The sequence below is a fragment of the Micromonospora matsumotoense genome (genome assembly GCF_050951065.1).
GTDB lineage: Bacteria > Actinomycetota > Actinomycetes > Mycobacteriales > Micromonosporaceae > Micromonospora > Micromonospora matsumotoensis.
The window spans coordinates 1,809,515-1,826,852 of the sequence record NZ_CP192025.1; the positions used below are offsets into that span (position 1 = coordinate 1,809,515).

13 protein-coding genes are annotated in these 17,338 nt (G+C 74.0%); 10 read left to right on the forward strand and 3 right to left on the reverse strand.

The features are described from left to right. The first annotated feature begins 41 nt into the window (after positions 1-41). Positions 42-2,297 carry a hypothetical protein gene (locus ACQP1S_RS08265; protein ID WP_432904848.1) on the forward strand — a complete coding sequence of 752 codons (2,256 nt, stop codon included), beginning with the start codon at positions 42-44 and terminating at the stop codon, positions 2,295-2,297. A 46-nt stretch (positions 2,298-2,343) separates the two neighbouring features. On the opposite strand, the gene lexA is transcribed toward ACQP1S_RS08265, so the two are convergent. Then, positions 2,344-3,126, reverse strand: coding sequence for a transcriptional repressor LexA (gene lexA / locus ACQP1S_RS08270; RefSeq protein ID WP_091249548.1), 783 nt, complete (start codon positions 3,124-3,126; stop codon positions 2,344-2,346). A gap of 599 nt (positions 3,127-3,725) precedes the next feature. Between lexA and nrdR the strand changes: the two genes are divergently transcribed. The 6 genes from nrdR (at position 3,726) to ACQP1S_RS08300 (ending at position 11,197) form a co-directional block, all read left to right on the forward strand. Then, complete coding sequence (nrdR, locus tag ACQP1S_RS08275; RefSeq protein WP_091249551.1) at positions 3,726-4,214, forward strand: transcriptional regulator NrdR; 489 nt, start codon at positions 3,726-3,728, stop codon at positions 4,212-4,214. 78 nt (positions 4,215-4,292) lie between these two features. Beyond that, positions 4,293-7,178 (forward strand): vitamin B12-dependent ribonucleotide reductase, encoded by a 2,886-nt coding sequence (locus tag ACQP1S_RS08280; RefSeq protein WP_432904852.1) that lies wholly within the window; start codon positions 4,293-4,295, stop codon positions 7,176-7,178. 327 nt (positions 7,179-7,505) lie between these two features. Continuing rightward, positions 7,506-8,492 (forward strand): DUF2332 domain-containing protein, encoded by a 987-nt coding sequence (locus ACQP1S_RS08285; RefSeq protein WP_432904855.1) that lies wholly within the window; start codon positions 7,506-7,508, stop codon positions 8,490-8,492. A gap of 138 nt (positions 8,493-8,630) precedes the next feature. Next, entirely contained in the window at positions 8,631-10,136 is a 1,506-nt protein-coding gene (locus tag ACQP1S_RS08290) for an alpha/beta fold hydrolase (RefSeq protein WP_432904858.1), read from the forward strand. Positions 10,137-10,163: 27 nt separating this feature from the next. Then, entirely contained in the window at positions 10,164-10,406 is a 243-nt protein-coding gene (locus tag ACQP1S_RS08295) for a DUF5522 domain-containing protein (protein WP_432904861.1), read from the forward strand. A 239-nt stretch (positions 10,407-10,645) separates the two neighbouring features. Beyond that, the gene (locus ACQP1S_RS08300) at positions 10,646-11,197 is read left to right on the forward strand and encodes a hypothetical protein (RefSeq protein ID WP_432904864.1); all 552 of its coding nucleotides are present in this window, start codon (positions 10,646-10,648) and stop codon (positions 11,195-11,197) included. Positions 11,198-11,293: 96 nt separating this feature from the next. On the opposite strand, the gene ACQP1S_RS08305 is transcribed toward ACQP1S_RS08300, so the two are convergent. Next, complete coding sequence (locus ACQP1S_RS08305) at positions 11,294-11,950, reverse strand: metal-dependent transcriptional regulator (protein WP_432907878.1); 657 nt, start codon at positions 11,948-11,950, stop codon at positions 11,294-11,296. A 127-nt stretch (positions 11,951-12,077) separates the two neighbouring features. On the opposite strand from ACQP1S_RS08305, the gene ACQP1S_RS08310 reads away from it, so the two are divergent. The 3 genes from ACQP1S_RS08310 to ACQP1S_RS08320 are packed head-to-tail and all read left to right on the forward strand — an operon-like array spanning position 12,078 to position 16,750. Next, positions 12,078-12,935, forward strand: coding sequence for a sulfurtransferase (locus ACQP1S_RS08310; RefSeq protein ID WP_432904867.1), 858 nt, complete (start codon positions 12,078-12,080; stop codon positions 12,933-12,935). A gap of 48 nt (positions 12,936-12,983) precedes the next feature. Next, on the forward strand, positions 12,984-14,165 hold the full coding sequence (locus tag ACQP1S_RS08315) for an acetoin utilization protein AcuC (protein ID WP_363666761.1): 1,182 nt from the start codon (positions 12,984-12,986) through the stop codon (positions 14,163-14,165). Then, complete coding sequence (locus tag ACQP1S_RS08320; RefSeq protein WP_432907881.1) at positions 14,162-16,750, forward strand: GNAT family N-acetyltransferase; 2,589 nt, start codon at positions 14,162-14,164, stop codon at positions 16,748-16,750. The genes ACQP1S_RS08315 and ACQP1S_RS08320 overlap by 4 nt, the downstream gene beginning before the upstream one ends. 100 nt (positions 16,751-16,850) lie before the next feature. Here the strand turns inward: ACQP1S_RS08320 and ACQP1S_RS08325 are convergent, their stop codons facing one another. Then, entirely contained in the window at positions 16,851-17,258 is a 408-nt protein-coding gene (locus tag ACQP1S_RS08325; RefSeq protein ID WP_432904870.1) for a VOC family protein, read from the reverse strand. Positions 17,259-17,338 lie beyond the last annotated feature (80 nt).

A 17,338-nucleotide genomic window follows, 5' to 3' on the forward strand; every position in this document is an offset into this window, starting at 1 on the left:
GGTGTGACCTGAGGTTCATGGCGGCATGCGACACTGACGCCATGCGCCGCGCTGTCTCCTCGGTCACGGTTGCCCTCGCCCTGTTCGGCGCGGCCGTGGCACCCGCCGTTGCCGCCGGAGCGGCACCGGTCTCCGCTGCCACCGCCGGGGCAGCGCCGGTCCTGGCCGCCCCCGACGGGGTGGCGTCAGCACTGGCTGCCCCCGTCGGGGCGATACCGCTCGCCGCCGCCGTCGCCGGTAAGAAGCGGTGCACGATCACCGACGAGCGGCTGCGGGAGCTGTCCGGGCTGGTCGCCACGAAGACCGGCTACATCGTGATCAACGACGGCACCCTCCAGGAGAGCCGCAAGCGGGTCTTCTTCCTCGACAGCAAGTGCAAGATCGCCAAAGAGCCGGTGAAGTACTCCGGTGACGGCCCGTTCGACACCGAGGACCTGACCCTGTCCCCGGACGGCAAGACCCTCTGGATCGCCGACACCGGTGACAACGTCACCAGCCGGGAACGGCGTACCCGCGTCGCGGTCTGGACGATGCCGGTCAGTGGGTCCAAGCAGCCGGTGCTGCACCGGTTGTCGTACCCGGAGCGCAAACCGCACGACGCCGAGGCGCTGCTGATCGGCGCGGACGGACTGCCCCTGGTGATCACCAAGGTGCCCAGCGGCAAGGCGGAGATCTACACCCCGGAGGCGAAGCTCGACAGCGGCGGCAACACCGAGCCGGTGCCGATGAAGAAGGTCGGCGAGATCACCCTGCCGAAGACCACCACCGACAACCCGCTCAACATCATCGGCCGGGTGGCCATCACCGGGGCGGCCCGCTCGCCCGACGGCAGCAAGGTGGTCCTGCGCACCTACGCCGACGTCTTCGAGTACGACGTCAGTGGCGACGACATCGTGGCCGCCCTGACGACCGGCAAGCCCCGGGTCACCCCGCTGGCCGACCCGTTCGGCGAGGCCATCTCGTACACCCCGGACGGCACCGGGTTCGTGACGGTCTCCGACGGTGGGGAACTCTCGCCGGAGGACCCGATCGACATCCTCGGCTACACCCCGTCCACCAAGGGCGCCGAGGCGGTCGAGGGCGCGGCGGGGGTCAAGCCGGCGGCCGACAAGTCCTGGTACGACAACCTCAGCCTGGACCAGATCACCTACCTGATCGCCGCGGTCGGGGTGGTCGGTGTGGTGTTGGTCGGGGCCGGCATCGTCGGGATCGTGCGCTCCCGGCGGCGGGCCGCCACGGCCGGCGAGGAGTCGGACGATCCCGACGACGAGGTCTTCACCTCCGGTGCGGTGTCCCGGGCCGGGAGCTTGCCGGCCGGTGAGTCTCCCCGGGGTGCCGAGCCGGCCCGTGGTGGTGGCGTCTACGGCGCTCCGGCGGCGGCCGGTGGTGCGCCCGCCCGCCCGGCCGGCGGCGCGGTCTACGGCGGCGGCCGACCCCGGCTGCGGCCGCGGCGGCTCCCCCGCAGGCCCGGGCGGCGGTGCCCCGGCGGGCGGCGGGCGTCCGGCGGGCGGCGGTGTCTACGGTGGCGATCGCCCTGCCGGCGGCGGTGTCTACGGTGCCGCCCCGGCCGGCGGTCCGCCGGTCAACGGCGCCGGCCCACGCGGTGGTGCCCCGGGCGGCGGCGCCCACGCACCGTCCCGCGCGGTGGTGCCCGGGGCGGTGCGCCGGCCGCCGCCGACCCGCGCGGCGGTGCTCCCGCCGGGGGCGCGGTGGTGCGCCGGCCGGTGGGCGTGGTGCTCCTCCGGGGGCCCGTGGCGGTGCCCCGGTGGCCGGAGGCGGCACGCCGCCGGGTGGCCGGGGCGGCACGCCGCCGGATGGACGTGGTGGTGCGCCGGCCGGTGGACGTGGTGGTGGTCCGGCGGATGGCCGTGGCGGCACGCCGCCGGGCGGGCGTGGTGGTGCGCCGGCCGCTGGGCGTGGTGGTCCGCCGGGCGGCCACGGCGGTGCTCCCGCTGGTGGGCGCGGCGGTGCTCCGGCTGGTGGGCGCGGCGCCGGCCCGGCGGGCGGGCGGGGTGGCGCTCCGGCCGGTAGGGACGGTGTCTACGGCGGTGGACGGGCCGAACCGCCGCGGCGCGAGGCCGGCCCCCGCGAGCCGCGTTCCGGTCCGCGCCGTGACGGCGGCGCTGATGACCGGCGGGGCGGCCCACCCCCCGGCCGCAGCGGCGAACGCTACTGAATCACCCGGCGCGACGCACGGCGACCGTTGCCACGGATACCCCCCGAGGGGGCACGGCGATCGCCACCAACGGATCCCCCGAGGGGGCGCGGTGACCGGCCGCGACGGGAACAGCCCCTGAGGGCAGCGCCGGCCGCCTCCGACGGAGGCGGCCGGTCGAGGTGGGGTCAGATCCGGCGGAGCACGGCGACGACCCGACCCATGATGGTGGCGTCGTCGCCGGGGATCGGATCGAAGGCCGGGTTCTGCGGCATCAGCCAGACGTGACCGTCGCGTCGCCGGTAGGTCTTGACGGTCGCCTCGCCGTCGAGCATGGCGGCGACGATGTCACCGGCCTCGGCGATCGGCTGCTGCCGGACCACCACCCAGTCGCCGTCGCAGATCGCCGCGTCGAGCATCGAGTCGCCCTTGACCTGGAGCATGAAGACCTCGCCCTCACCCACCAGTTCGCGGGGGAGCGGGAACACGTCCTCCACCGCCTGCTCGGCCAGGATCGGCCCACCGGCCGCGATCCGGCCCAGCATCGGCACGTACGCCGGGGTGGGGCGCTGGGCGCGGCTCAGCTCGTCGTCGGCGTCGTGGGGGGCGCGGACGTCCACCGCGCGGGGACGGTTGGGGTCGCGGCGCAGGAAGCCCTTCTTTTCCAGTTCCTTGAGCTGGTAGGCGACGCTGGACGGAGAGACCAGACCGACCGCCTCGCCGATCTCGCGGACGCTCGGCGGGTAGCCGTGCCGCTCCACCCAGCTGCGGATGAACTCCAGGATGCGGCGCTGCCGGGCGGTGAGGTCGACGGCGGTCGGGTCGGGAAAGCCGCTGACCACCGGCGTGACCTGCCGGACGGCCGGCTGGCCGGTCCGGCTGCGGGCGGCGCGGGGACGCCGAGTGGCCGGGGGACCCGCCTCGGCGATCGGCTGCGGGTTCTTCTGCCGGTTGACCCGGTCCTCGGTCACGTCCGTCCTCCCTGGTCGGCGCTGGGTGCCTTGGCGGCTCGTGGTGCGTGCGGGGGTGTCGCGGTGCCGGGACCGACGTGGTGTGCCGTGCCCGGTCGTTCATGACCGTATAGGTGAGATCGGTCATTTTCAAACATCTGTACGACGCGCCTCGGCGTGTCGGACGGAAAGCCTGGCATCTCGTACGTCTGTTCTGGTAGATGGTACGTCCTTGTCGAACCCGTGTTCGACGGGTCGACACGTCCCGGGTCGGTCATCCGTTCCGTCGGAGCTGGCCGGACGGCCGGTAACCTCCCGGCGGTCCGGTCGGTTGGAGCTGTCGACGTCCGGGTGTGACGAGGTGGTCACGGGGGTGGGGGAGGCGGCTCGGGCGTGACGCGCCGGACACCCGGGCAACTTGACCCGACCCGGTCGGCGGCCTACGGTCGACCCCTAGATGTAGTAGTCACACGGGCGTAAGTAGCCCACAGGTTGGGTTCGACTACCCACCGCACTCCCGTATCGTCGACCACGGCGACGACCGGCGACGCCGGCTCCGCCGGGTCGACGCGTGCCCGGAGGTGGGTGGCGTGCCCACGGTCGATCAAGGAGGTCGGGCGATGCGGTGTCCGTACTGCCGGCACGCCGACTCCCGGGTGGTCGACTCGCGCGAGGCCGACGACGGCCAGCTGATCCGGCGGCGGCGCTCCTGCCCGGAATGCGGCAAGCGGTTCACCACGGTCGAGGAGGCCGTGCTCGCGGTGGTCAAGCGCAGCGGGGTGACCGAGCCGTTCAGCCGGACGAAGATCATCGGTGGGGTGCGCAAGGCATGCCAGGGTCGGCCGGTCGACGAGGACTCCATCGCGCTGCTGGCGCAGAAGGTCGAGGAGACCGTCCGGGCCAAGGGGGCGGCCGAGCTGCCGAGCCACGACGTGGGGCTGGCGATCCTGGGCCCACTGCGCGACCTGGACGAGGTGGCCTACCTCCGCTTCGCCAGCGTCTACCGCTCGTTCGACTCGCTGGCCGACTTCGAGCGGGAGATCGAGACACTCCGGGCCGCCGCGCAGGCCCGTGTCGACGCGGCCGAGGCCGCCGACCGTACCGAATGACAGCTTTTTCGACAGCGACCTGGATTCCGACAGTGACGACGCGTGGCGGGTGGCCGCGCAGACGAGGGGGCCGATGAGATGGCGGGGGACGGCGTGACAACAAGCCGGACGCGGGCGGCGAAGAACGGCGCGGTGACGGGGCTCAAGGTGCAGCGGGTCTGGACGACCGAGGGCGTGCACCCGTACGACGAGGTGACGTGGGAGCGCCGCGACATCGTCATGACCAACTGGCGGGACGGCTCGATCAACTTCGAGCAGCGCGGGGTGGAGTTCCCCGAGTCGTGGAGCGTCAACGCGGCGAACATCGTCACCACCAAGTACTTCCGGGGCGCGGTGGGGACCCTGGAACGGGAGTGGTCGCTCAAGCAGCTCATCGACCGGGTGGTCAAGACCTACCGGGCCGCCGGTGAGCAGCACGGCTACTTCGCCAACCCGGCCGACGCGGAGATCTTCGCGCACGAGCTGACCTGGATGCTGCTGCACCAGGTGTTCAGCTTCAACTCGCCGGTCTGGTTCAACGTCGGCACCCCGTCGCCGGCTCAGGTGAGCGCCTGTTTCATCCTTTCTGTGGATGATTCGATGGATTCGATCCTGGACTGGTACAAGGAGGAGGGGCTGATCTTCAAGGGCGGCTCCGGCTCCGGGGTCAACCTGTCCCGCATCCGCTCGTCACGCGAGCTGCTCTCCTCCGGCGGCACCGCCTCCGGCCCGGTCAGCTTCATGCGCGGCGCGGACGCCTCCGCCGGCACCATCAAGTCCGGCGGCGCCACCCGGCGCGCGGCCAAGATGGTCATCCTCGACGTGGACCACCCGGACATCGAGGAGTTCGTCACCACCAAGGCGCGCGAGGAGGACAAGATCCGCGCGCTGCGGGACGCCGGCTTCGACATGGACCTCGGCGGCAACGACATCGTCAGCGTCCAGTACCAGAACGCCAACAACTCGGTCCGGGTCTCCGACGAGTTCATGGCGGCGGTGGAGAACGGCGGCGGCTTCGACCTGCGGGGCCGGCTCGACGGGCAGACCATCGAGACCATCGACGCCCAGAAGCTGTTCCGCACCATCGCCCAGGCCGCCTGGGAGTGCGCGGACCCGGGCCTGCAGTACGACGACACGATCAACGACTGGCACACCTGCCCGGAGACCGGCCGGATCACCGCGTCGAACCCGTGCTCGGAGTACCTGCACCTGGACAACTCCTCGTGCAACCTGGCGTCGTTGAACCTGATGAAGTTCCTCCGCGCCGACGGCGGCTTCGAGGTGGAGAAGTTCGTCCGGTCGGTCGAGTTCGTCATCACCGCGATGGACATCTCGATCTGCTTCGCCGACTTCCCGACCGAGAAGATCGGCGAGACCACCCGCGCCTACCGGCAGCTCGGCATCGGCTACGCCAACCTGGGCGCGCTGCTGATGGCCTCCGGCCTGCCGTACGACTCGGAGCAGGGCCGGTCGGTCGCGGCTTCGATCACCTCGCTGATGACCGGCACCGCGTACCGTCGGTCGGCCGAGCTGGCCGCGATCGTCGGCGCGTACGACGGCTACGCCCGCAACGCCGAGCCGCACAAGCGGGTGATGCGCAAGCACGCCGCCGCCAACGACGCCATCAAGCCGGCCGGCACGGTGGCCACCGCCATCGCCCGGGAGGCCACCCGGCAGTGGACCGAGGGCAACAAGGTCGGTGACCGGTACGGCTGGCGCAACTCGCAGGCCGCCGTGCTGGCGCCCACCGGCACCATCGGTCTGATGATGGACTGCGACACCACCGGGGTCGAGCCGGACCTGGCGCTGGTGAAGTTCAAGAAGCTGGTCGGCGGCGGCTCGATGCAGATCGTCAACCAGACCGTGCCGCGCGCCCTGCGTAGCCTCGGCTACCCCGAGGAGCAGGTCGAGGCGATCGTCGAGCACATCGCCGACCACGGTCACGTGGTGGACGCCCCCGGCCTCAAGCCGGAGCACTACCCGGTCTTCGACTGCGCGATGGGCGAGCGGTCCATCGCCCCGATGGGCCACGTCCGGATGATGGCGGCCGTCCAGCCGTTCATCTCGGGTGCCATCTCCAAGACCGTCAACATGCCGGAGCAGGCCACCGTCGCCGACGTCGAGAAGATCTACTTCGAGGGCTGGAAGCTCGGTCTGAAGGCGCTGGCGATCTACCGGGACAACTGCAAGGTCGGCCAGCCGCTCTCGGTGGCCAAGCCGAACAAGACCGCCGCCCCGGCCGTCGTCGAGGCGCCGGCCCCGGCCGCCGTGGAGAAGGTCGTCGAGTACCGCCCGGTGCGCAAGCGGCTGCCGAAGAAGCGCGCGTCGGAGACGGTCTCCTTCTCCGTCGGCGGCGCGGAGGGTTACCTCACCGCCTCGTCCTACCCGGACGACGGGCTCGGCGAGGTCTTCCTCAAGATGTCCAAGCAGGGCTCCACCCTGGCCGGGGTGATGGACGCCTTCTCGGTGGCCATCTCCATCGGCCTGCAGTACGGCGTCCCGCTGGAGACGTACGTCAGCAAGTTCACCAACATGCGCTTCGAGCCGGCCGGCATGACCGACGACCCGGACGTGCGGATGGCCGCCTCGGTGATGGACTACATCTTCCGTCGCCTGGCGCTGGACTTCCTGCCCTACGAGCGCCGTGCCGAGCTGGGCATCTTCACCGCCAAGGAGCGGGCCGCGCAGTTGCGGGCCGAGGCCGAGGCGGAGGCCAGCGGCACGGACCTGACCGCGATGGCGTCCTCGGCTCCGGTGGAGACGATCGAGCCCAGGACCGGCCCGCTGGCCCAGCCGGCCCTGGAGTTGGCCGAGGTGGCCGCCGCCAAGCCGGCACCCGCCGTGGGCTCCTCCACCGAGTTGCTGGAGGCCGTGATCGGCAAGGCCGCCGACGCGCCGCTCTGCTTCACCTGCGGCACGAAGATGCGCCCGGCCGGCAGCTGCTACGTCTGTGAGGGCTGCGGCTCCACCAGCGGTTGCAGCTGACGCACGCGTCGAAGGGGAGGGCCGGCACCGACGGGTGCCGGCCCTCCCGCTTCCATCTCCATGATCGACTCCAGTGGGGCGAGGTGGCGGTATCGGTCCCATCCGGACACCACTACATCGCCCCCGGCGAGTGGATCAAGCCGATGCCGTGCGCGGCGCGGCCGACCCCGCGGGACAGGCCGCCGGGCGGACGCGACCATGCGGGACAGGTGGCCGGGCCGACAGGCGAGCATCCCGGACAGGCGGCCGGGTGGGACAGGCGGCCGGGCATCCGGACGGGGGTGGCGCGGGGCCGCGCGGGACGGGTGCGGCGGGGATGATCGGGGCATGACCACCGCCGACCGGTACGTCGAGTTCGCCACCCGGGAGGCGCACGGCGTCTCACCGGCCTACGAGCGGCTGGCCCACGCGATCGCCCACGACCACGAACTGCTGGCGCTGCTGGACACCCTGCCGTCGGCCACCCGGCAGCCGCAACTGCTCCTCGGTGTCGTCCGCTGGCTCGGTGGCCCGGTCGACGACCCGGCCGCCTTCCGCGCCCACACCCTGGCGCACTGGGCCACCGTGCGGGCCGCGCTGCTCACCCGTTCGGTGCAGACCAACGAGGCCGGTCGCTGCGCGGCGCTGCTGCCGGTGCTGGCCGCGTTGCCGCAGCCGTTGGCGCTGCTGGAGGTCGGCGCGTCCGCCGGTCTCTGTCTCTATCCCGACCGGTACGCCTACCGCTACGGCGACCACCTGCCCGGCTCCGGGGACCCGGCCCTCGACCACCTGCTCGGCCCGGGGGAGCCGGTCCTCGACTGCACGCTGACCGGGACCGAGCCGCCGGCCGCCCGGCCGGAGGTGGTGTGGCGGGCCGGCCTGGACCTGAACCCGCTCGACGTCACCGACCCGGCCGACGTGGGCTGGCTCGACGCGCTGATCTGGCCGGAGCACACCCACCGCCGGGCCCGGCTGCGGGCGGCAGCGGCGGTGGCCGCCGCCGACCCGCCGGAGCTGGTCCGCGGTGACCTGGTGGACGACCTGCCGGCGTTGGCCGCGCGGGCACCGGCCGGCGCGACACTGGTGGTCCTGCACACCTCCGTGCTCTATCAGGTGCCGTCGCCGCGCCGGGCGGCCTTCGTCGCGCTGGTCCGCACCCTTCCCGGGCACTGGGTGGCCAACGAGGCGGTCGAGGTGCTGGGCCACCCCCGGCTGCCGGCCCCACCCGACGGGGCGCTGTACAACGTGCTCAGCCTCGACGGAACGGCGCTGGCCTGGACCCGCTCGCACGGCCAGGAGGTGCACTGGTTCGGCCGACCCAGGGTGGCGGTGTGACCGGGCGAGCCGGGCGGCGGGTGCTTCGTGGAGCCGGCGGGGAGACGACCCGGGCCGTGACGTTCCGTGCGGGTGGCGGGACAGCGGATGAGATCGATCGTCACTAGGCTGGGGTGCCGACGACTCCGGTGAGGTGTCATGGCGAAGCCGTCGTTCCCCCGACCTGCCTTTCTCGCCCGTGCTGCCCGGTCGGCCCACCCGTTCCGGTGGGTCGTCGCCGGCGTCGTTCCGCTCGGCTGGGGTCTGGTCGTCGGCTGGTGGACACCGCGCGGTCCCGGCACCAACACCGAGGCGGTGACGTCGATCCTGGTCAGCCTCGCGGTCGGCGGGCTCGCCGGCTGGTCGAGCCGGTCCCGTTGGGCGATGTTCGCGGCTCCGGTGTTCTTCGCGCTCGCCGTCGAGCTGGTCCGCTGGCCGCTGCGGGGGCCGACCGTGGACGCCCCGCACCTGAGCGGCTTCGGCCTCGGCGCGCTGCTGTTGGGGCGGGGCGTGCACGGGCTGCTGTCCCTGCTGCCGCTGCTGGTCGGCGCAGCGTACGGCGCGGGCCTGGCGCGGCGGGCCGCCCCGACGGCGGGCCGCCGTCCGGTGTGGACCTGGCTGGGACGGATCGGGGTGGGGTCGCTCGCCGCGCTGGTGGCGCTCGTGACGGTCGGGGTGGCGCTGCCGGCCGCAACGGCCGCCCTGCCTGGTGGGATCGCCGAGCTGACCACCGTGCGCGGCGGCGGTGACCGGGAGCTGGGGGTGCTGCTGCGGGGAACCGACCGGCACGCCCCGGTGCTGCTCTTCCTGCCCGGTGGGCCGGGTGGTTCCGAGGTGGGGGCGGTCCGCCGGCACCTCGCCGGCCTGGAACGGCAGTTCGTGGTGGCGAGCGTGGACCGCCGAGGCGCGGCACGCTCCTGGGCGGCGTTTCCGCCGTCGTCGTCGTTGACTCTCGACAACGAGGTAGCCGATCTGCTCGCCGTCGCCGACCGGCTGCGCCAGCGGTTCGGCCGACCGGACGTCTACCTGGTGGCGCACTCCGGCGGGTCGCTGGTCGCCACCGTCGCCGTGCAGCGCCGCCCGGAGCTGTTCCGGGCGTACGTCGGGGTCGGGCAGGCGGTCCACCTGCTGGACGCCGACCGCAGCCAGTACGCCGACACCATCGTTTGGGCCCGCCGCACCGGACGGGCCGAACTGGTGCGGCAGCTCACCGAGCTGGGGCCGCCGCCGTATCCGGACATGTACCACTACGAGCCGTTGCTGGCCAACGAGGCCGCCGCCTTCGACTTCGACCGCACCGGCAGCCACGAGGGGCGGGGCGGCGCGGGGGAGAACCTCGGCGTGGCCGAGTACACCGTGCTGGAGAAGGCACACGTGCTCGGCGGCGCCCTGGACGGCTGGGACGTGCTCTACCCGAAGGTCCAGCAGGTCGACCTGCGTACCCGGGTGCGGCAGCTCGCCGTGCCGGTCTACCTGGTCGACGGTGCGCACGAGGTGCCGGGCCGGCTGGCCCTGACCGACCAGTGGTACGCACAGCTCCAGGCCCCGCACAAGGAGCACGTGGTGTTGGACGACGCCGGCCACCGCTCGCTCTACCAACGGCCCGGCCCCTTCGTCGACCTGCTGACCCGGGTCCGTGCCGAGACCGCCGGCGCGGGCGGCTGAGCTCGTCGGGTCCGTAGACTCGCCGCGATGAGTGGCGAACGACGTCCGTTGGCCGACCGGCCGTTGACCGAGCCGCACCCGTCCCGGCTGCCGCCAGAGCACCCTGACCGGGCACGGGTGCTGGCCGCGCACGCCACAGCCCTCGCCGCCGGTGAGGCCGGCTATCCCGACCCGGCCACCGGGCTGTTCGTCCTCAGCGCCGGTTTCCTGGCCCGGCGCGGCACCTGCTGTGGACGCGGCTGCCGACACTGCCCGTACGTCGACGACTGATCCAGCTGTCCCCGCTCCGGCCGGCCGCCCAGCTCGGGTGCGGACCGTCGGGGACCGATGACGGCGCAACCGGGGCGAGGACCGGCCGGTGCGCCGGCGAGCCGACCCCCGGGTCTTCCGTCCGGGGAGGCCAACCCGTACGGTTCGACGACATCCGGCGGACCGTCGACCGGGCCACCCGGACGGCCTGCCGACCGGTCACCCGGCGGTTCTCCGTCGACGATCACGGAGGTGTGCCCGTGCACGGGCGGATCTGGCTGGCCGGCATGGGCGTGCTGTTGACCACGGGCTGCGGCGCGTCGCAGGGCGACCCGGTACGACTGCCGGCGGGGGAGCCGGTCACCGTCGAGGTGGGTGCCGCCTCGTCCGGCGGGGCGTGCCGGCTGCTCGACTTCGCGGTGATCGAGGAACACACCGAGATCCGCTTCGACGTGGCGGCGGCCAGTGAGCGGGGGGACACCCGTACCTGCGTGGTGCGGGCCACGGACACCACCTGGCCGGAGCTGACCCTGACGGTCACCGACACCTCGATCGACGTGCCCACCTTCACCGCCGATGTGCTGCCCGACGGGGCGACGAAGGTGTCGAAGCTGGGCCAGGCCGCCTACCGGCGGACCGGCGCGAAGACCGCGAAGCACGGGCCGACGGCCGAGGTGGGCTGGCTGGCCGCCGAGGACCGGCTGGCCACGCTCCGCTGGACCTGCCCGCCGGCCGACGACCGGGCGACCGCCGGTGCGGTGGCCGCCCGCCTGGTCGACCTGGCCAGGAAGCTCGACACCCGGTCCCTGTGACCCCCGTCCGGGCTGACGGCGACCCGAGCCGAGCCCAGCCCGGACCAGCGGCGACGGGGCCCACCCGGCCCGGCGTACGCCGGCAGCGGCCTGCGGTCAGTGTGTGGCGACGAACACCCGGGAGGCGACCTCGCGGGGCAGCCGGACCCGTTCGCCCGAGCGGTCGATGAACACCCCGTCGCGTTCCTGGGCCACGGTGACGGTGGCGCCCGGGTCCACCCCGGCGGCGTGCAGTTGCCGCAGCACGTCGGCGTCGGTCTGCACGCTCTCGCAGATCCGCCGGACCACCACCGGGCCGGTCAGCCCGGGGAAGGCGAGGTTCCGTTCACCCTCGACGGTGTCGGTGGCCTCGGCCTCCGATGAGCCCAGCTCCTCCAGGCCCGGGATCGGGTTGCCGTACGGCGAGCGGGTGGGGCGGTTGAGCAGGTCGTAGACCCGCTTCTCCACCGCGTCGCTCATCACGTGCTCCCACCGGCAGGCCTCCTCGTGGGCCTCCTCGTAGGGCATCCCGATCACGTTCACCAGCAGCAGCTCGGCGAGCCGGTGCTTGCGCATCACGGACACCGCGCTGCCCCGACCCAGACCGGTGAGCGCCAGGTGCCGGTCGCCCTCGACGGTGAGCAGCCCGTCGCGTTCCATCCGGGCCACGGTCTGGCTGACGGTCGGCCCGCTCTGCCGCAACCGCTCGGCGATCCGGGCACGCAGGGGCGGCACCCCCTCCTCTTCGAGTTCGAGGATGGTGCGCAGGTACATCTCGGTCGTGTCGACCAGGTCATGCTTCACGTCAGCGGCCTCCCGGTGGTCGATGCTACCCCGGCGTACGAAGATCGACCTGCGCCGAATCGCGAGGTCGGTGCCCCGATGGTGTTGACTGGACGTCATGTCCGGTACCGATGACCTCCTGATCGAGCCGGACCGGCTCGCCACCGAGCTGGCCCGGCCCGACCCGCCGGCCCTGCTGGACGTCCGTTGGCGGCTGGCCGGCCCGCCGGGCCGCGAGGACTACACCGCAGGTCACCTGCCCGGGGCGGTCTTCGTCGATCTGGACACCGCGCTGTGCGGTCCGCCCGGCGCGGCGGGGCGGCATCCGCTGCCCGAACCGGCCGCGCTCCAGGCCGCGTTGCGGGCCGCCGGCGTCCGGGCCGGTCACCCCGTGGTGGTGTACGACGGCGGCGACGGGCTGGCGGCAGCCCGCGCCTGGTGGACGTTGCGTTGGGCCGGCCACCGGTCGGTGCGGGTGCTGGCCGGCGGTTGGCCCGGCTGGCTCGCCGCCGGGCTGCCCCACACCGTCGAGGTGCCCACCCCGAAGCCCGGCGACGTCACCGTCCGGCCGGGTGGGCTGCCGGTGCTCGACGTCGACGGCGCGGCCCGGCTCGGGGCGGCCGACGACGGCGTGCTGCTGGACGTCCGGGCCGCCCCCCGCTACCGGGGCGAGACCGAGCCGATCGACCCGGTCGCCGGGCACGTGCCGGGCGCGGTCAACCTGCCCGCCCCCGAGTACGTCACCGAGGGCCGCTTCCCGACCGCCGAGGCGTTGCGGGACCGGTTCGCCGCCGTCGGGGTGGACGCCGACCGGCCGGTGGGGGCGTACTGCGGGTCGGGGGTGACCGCCGCGCAGGCCGTGCTGGCACTGCACCTGGCCGGTCGGCCGGATGCCGCGCTCTATGTCGGATCGTGGAGCGGCTGGGTCGCCGATCCGTCCCGACCGGTGGCCACCGGCCCGACACCAGCGGGTTGACCAGCGCGTGTGGTGGGCGGCCGGTGACCCGCGTGCGACGATGACCCCATGTCGGACGACACGCTGGTGGTGTGGGACGAGTCCCTGCTCGACTACGACATGGGGGAGCATCCGCTCGACCCGGTCCGGGTCGAGCTGACTGTCGCGCTGGCCCGGGAGTTGGGCGTCCTGGACCGGCCGGGGGTACGGCTGGTCCGGCCCGAGCCGGCCGACGACGCGACGCTGACCCGGGTGCACCTGCCCGACTACCTGGCGGCGGTCCGGACCGCCCCCCGCGATCCGCTCTTCGCCGGTTACGGACTGGGCACCTCGGACAATCCGGTCTTCGACGGGATGCACGAGTCGAGCGCGTTGGTCGCCGGGGCGACGGTGGCCGCCGCCGAGGCGGTCTGGCGGGGCGAGGCCCGCCGCGCGGTCAACGTGGCCGGTGGGCTGCACCACGCCATGCCCGACCGGGCCGCCGGGTTCTGCGTCTACAACGATCCGGCGGTGGCCATCGCCCGCCTGCTCGACCTGGGCGCCGAACGGGTCGCCTACGTCGACGTGGACGTGCACCACGGCGACGGTGTGCAGGAGGTCTTCTACCACGACCCCCGGGTGCTCACGGTGAGCCTGCACGAGACCCCGCTCGCGCTCTTTCCCGGCACCGGGTTCCCGGACGAGACCGGTGGCCCCGGGGCGCAGGGCAGCGCGGTCAACGTGCCGCTGCCACCGGGCACCGACGACTCCGGCTGGCAGCGCGCCTTCCACGCGATCGTGCCGTCGGTGCTGCGGGCGTTCCGGCCGCAGATCCTGGTCACCCAGTGCGGTGCCGACGGGCACCGGATGGACCCGCTGGCCGACCTGCACCTGTCGGTGGACGGGCAGCGGGCCACCTACCTGGCGTTGCGGGCGCTCGCCGACGAACTGTGCGACGGCCGGTGGGTGGCCACCGGCGGCGGCGGGTACGCCCTGGTGGAGGTGGTGCCCCGGGCCTGGACCCATCTGCTGGCGGTGGCCACCGGCACCCCGCTCGACCCGGCGACCCTCACCCCACCGGGCTGGCGTGCCCTGGCCGCCCACCGGCTGCCCGGCCGGGACGTCCCGCTGCGGATGACCGACGACGTCGACCCGTCCCACCAACCGTGGCAGCCGACCGGTGAGCCGAACTCGGTGGACCGGGCGGTGGCGGCCACCCGCAAGGCGGTGTTCCCGCTGCTCGGGCTGGACCCGTACGACCCGCGCGACTGAGCCGGGGACCTGGGGAGGGACCGGACGTGGTGACCACTGTCGAGCAACCGGTGGACGTGCTGCTGCGCGACGGCAGCACCGTCGGCCTGCGACCGATCCGGCCGCAGGACGCGCCGGAGATCGTCGCCATGCACGGGCGCTTCTCGGAGCGCACCCGCTACCTGCGCTACTTCTCGCCGTACCCACGGATTCCGGAGCGGGACCTGCGCCGGTTCGTCACCGTCGACCACCGGGACCGGGAGGCGTTCGTGGTGCTGGTCGGCGACCGGATCGTCGCCGTCGGCCGGTACGAGCGGCTGGGCCCGGCGGCCCCGGAGGCCGAGGTGGCGTTCGTGGTGGAGGACGCCCACCAGGGCCGGGGGATCGGTTCGGTGCTGTTGGAGCACCTGGCCGACGCGGCCCGTCGGGCCGGCATCGGGCACTTCGTCGCCGAGGTGCTGCCCACCAACGGGGCGATGCTGCGGGTCTTCGCCGACTTCGGCTACCAGGTGCAACGCCAGTTCGCCGACGGGGTGGTGCACCTGACCTTCCCGATCGCCCCGACCGAGGCGACCCTGGCGGTGCAGCGGGGTCGGGAGCACCGCACCGAGGCGCGGTCCATCGCCCGGCTGCTCGCCCCGCGCGGGGTGGCCGTCTACGGGGCCAGCGCCACCGGGCAGGGGGTCGGCGCGGCCGTCCTCGGGCACCTGCGCGACGGCGGTTACCCGGGGGCGATCGTGCCGGTGCATCCGAGCGCGCGCACGGTGGCGGGACTGCCCGCGTACCCGTCGGCGGCCGACGCGGGGGTGGACGTCGACCTGGCGGTCGTCGCGGTGCCCCCCGACGCGGCGGCGGGGGTGGTGGCCGACGCGGCCGGTGCCGGCGTGCACGGCCTGGTGGTCATCTCCGCCGGCTTCGCCGAGGCCGGACCCGCCGGCGCGGCGGCCCAGCGGGGGCTGGTCCGGGCGGCGCACGCCGCCGGCATGCGGGTCGTCGGCCCGAACTGCCTGGGCGTGGCGAACACCGCCGAGCGGGTACGCCTCAACGCCACCCTGGCCCAGGTGCTGCCGGCCCCCGGACGGGTGGGCTTCTTCAGCCAGTCCGGCGCGTTCGGGGTGGCGCTGCTGGCGCAGGCGCAGCGCCGGGGGCTGGGCCTGTCGAGTTTCGTGTCGGCCGGCAACCGGGCCGACGTCTCCGGCAACGACCTGCTCCAGTACTGGCAGGACGATCCGGGCACCGATGTGATCCTGCTGTACCTGGAGACCTTCGGTAACCCGCGCAAGTTCGCCCGGTTGGTGCGCCGGATCGGCCGGGACAAACCGGTGGTGGCGCTGGCCTCGCTGGCCCGCCCGGTCGGGCCCGGCGTCGGACCGGCGCTCGACGAGGCCGCCGTCAACGCCCTCTTCGCGCAGTCCGGGGTGATCCGGGTGGACACCGTCGCCGAGTTGCTCGACGTCGGGACGCTGCTGGCCAACCAGCCGCTGCCCGCCGGTGGTCGGGTCGGGGTGGTCGGCAACTCGTCGGCGCTGACCGGGCTGGCCGCCACCGCCTGCGCCGGGCAGGGCCTCACCGTCGCCGACGGCTACCCCCGCGACGTCGGCCCGCACGCCGGGGCCGCCGAGTTCACCGTCGCGCTGGCCGGGGCCGCCGCCGACGACTGGGTGGACGCGCTGGTGGCGGTCTTCGCCCCGCCCCTGCCGGGGCAGCTCACCGTCGAGGAGGCGGACTTCACCGCCGCCGTGGCGGCGGCGGTGGCCGGCGGCAAGCCGACCGTGGTGACGTTCCTCGCCGGCCGGGTGCCGGTCGGGCTGCCCGGGTACCCGAGTGTGGAGGAGGCGGTCCGGGCGCTGGGCCGGGTCAGCCGGTACGCGGACTGGCTGCGTCGGGACCCGGGCACACCGCCCGAACTTCCCCGGGTGGACCAGGTCGCCGGGCAGGCGGCGCTGCGCGGTGACACCGCCGATCCGGCAGCGCTGCTCGCCGCGTACGGCGTCGAGGTGGTCGGATCGGCCCCGGCCGGCACCGTCGACGAGGCGCTCGCCGCCGCCGGACGGCTGGGTTGGCCGGTGGCGTTGAAGGCCGCCGCGCCCGGCCTGCGGCACCGCCTCGACCTGGGCGCCGTCCGCCTCGACCTGGCCGATCCGGGCGCGCTGCGCCGGGCGTACGCGGACCTGACGGCGGTCTTCGGCGCGGACGTCCTGGTGCAGCCGATGGTGCCGCCGGGGGTGGCCTGCGTGGTGGAGCTGCGCGAGGACCCGGCGTTCGGGCCGGTGGTCGGCTTCGGGCTGGGTGGGGTCGCCACCGAACTGCTCGGCGACCGGGCCTGGCGGGCGGTGCCGTTGACCGACCGGGACGCCGCCGAACTGGTCGACGAGCCCCGCGCGGCACCGTTGCTGCGCGGCCACCGGGGTGCCGCCCCGGTGGACCGGGCGGCCCTGGCCGACCTGCTGCTGCGGGTGGGGCGGCTCGCCGACGAGCAGCCCCGGGTGCGGTCGCTCACCCTCAACCCGGTGCTGGCCCGACCGGACGGCATCTCGGTGCTGCACGCCGCCGTGGGTGTCGGCACGGCGGACGCCCGTCCGGACACCGGCCCGCGCCGGCTCTGACCGTCACCGCGGTCGTTCGGTGTCGACCGCCGCCGCCCGTGGTCGATGCCGGTGACCCGCCGTCGGGTCCCGGCCTCCCTGCGGTGGTCGGTGTGGTGGGTCAGGCCCGGTCGGAGATCTGCTGTACCGCCCAGCCGTTGCCGTCGGGGTCGGTGAAGTGGAGGAAGCCGACGTTGTCCAGCGGGTGGGGCACCGGGCGGGGGTTGACGCCAACCACCTGGATGTCGCTGACCGGTACGCCCCTGTCGAGCAGTTCCGCGTGGGCCCGCTCCAGGTCCGACACGACGAGTTGGAGCCCCCGGAGCGACCCGGGCGGCATGTCGGGCACCGCACCCCGGCCGATCACCACCGAGCAACCCGACCCGGGCGGCGTGAGCTGCACGATCCGCACGTCGGCACCGATCCGGGTGTCGTGGTCGACGGTGAAGCCGAGCCGGTCGGCATAGAACTCCTTGGCCCGGTCCACGTCGGAGACCGGCACCACCACCACTTCCAGGGTCCAGTTCATGCCCCCGACCCTGCCGCAGCGGTACGACGCTTCCCCGTACGACACGGTGCAGGCCCCCGGCGAACCGCCGGGGGCCTGCA

Excerpts from the sequence above, each read along its gene's own strand:
- ACQP1S_RS08265 (WP_432904848.1), top strand. The coding sequence starts at position 42 with ATGCGCCGCGCTGTCTCCTCGGTCACGGTTGCCCTCGCCCTGTTCGGC.
- nrdR (WP_091249551.1), top strand. The coding sequence starts at position 3,726 with ATGCGGTGTCCGTACTGCCGGCACGCCGACTCCCGGGTGGTCGACTCG.
- ACQP1S_RS08280 (WP_432904852.1), top strand. The coding sequence starts at position 4,293 with ATGGCGGGGGACGGCGTGACAACAAGCCGGACGCGGGCGGCGAAGAAC.
- ACQP1S_RS08285 (WP_432904855.1), top strand. The coding sequence starts at position 7,506 with ATGACCACCGCCGACCGGTACGTCGAGTTCGCCACCCGGGAGGCGCAC.
- ACQP1S_RS08290 (WP_432904858.1), top strand. The coding sequence starts at position 8,631 with ATGGCGAAGCCGTCGTTCCCCCGACCTGCCTTTCTCGCCCGTGCTGCC.
- ACQP1S_RS08295 (WP_432904861.1), top strand. The coding sequence starts at position 10,164 with ATGAGTGGCGAACGACGTCCGTTGGCCGACCGGCCGTTGACCGAGCCG.
- ACQP1S_RS08305 (WP_432907878.1), bottom strand. The coding sequence starts at position 11,950 with ATGTACCTGCGCACCATCCTCGAACTCGAAGAGGAGGGGGTGCCGCCC.
- ACQP1S_RS08310 (WP_432904867.1), top strand. The coding sequence starts at position 12,078 with ATGTCCGGTACCGATGACCTCCTGATCGAGCCGGACCGGCTCGCCACC.
- ACQP1S_RS08315 (WP_363666761.1), top strand. The coding sequence starts at position 12,984 with ATGTCGGACGACACGCTGGTGGTGTGGGACGAGTCCCTGCTCGACTAC.
- ACQP1S_RS08325 (WP_432904870.1), bottom strand. The coding sequence starts at position 17,258 with ATGAACTGGACCCTGGAAGTGGTGGTGGTGCCGGTCTCCGACGTGGAC.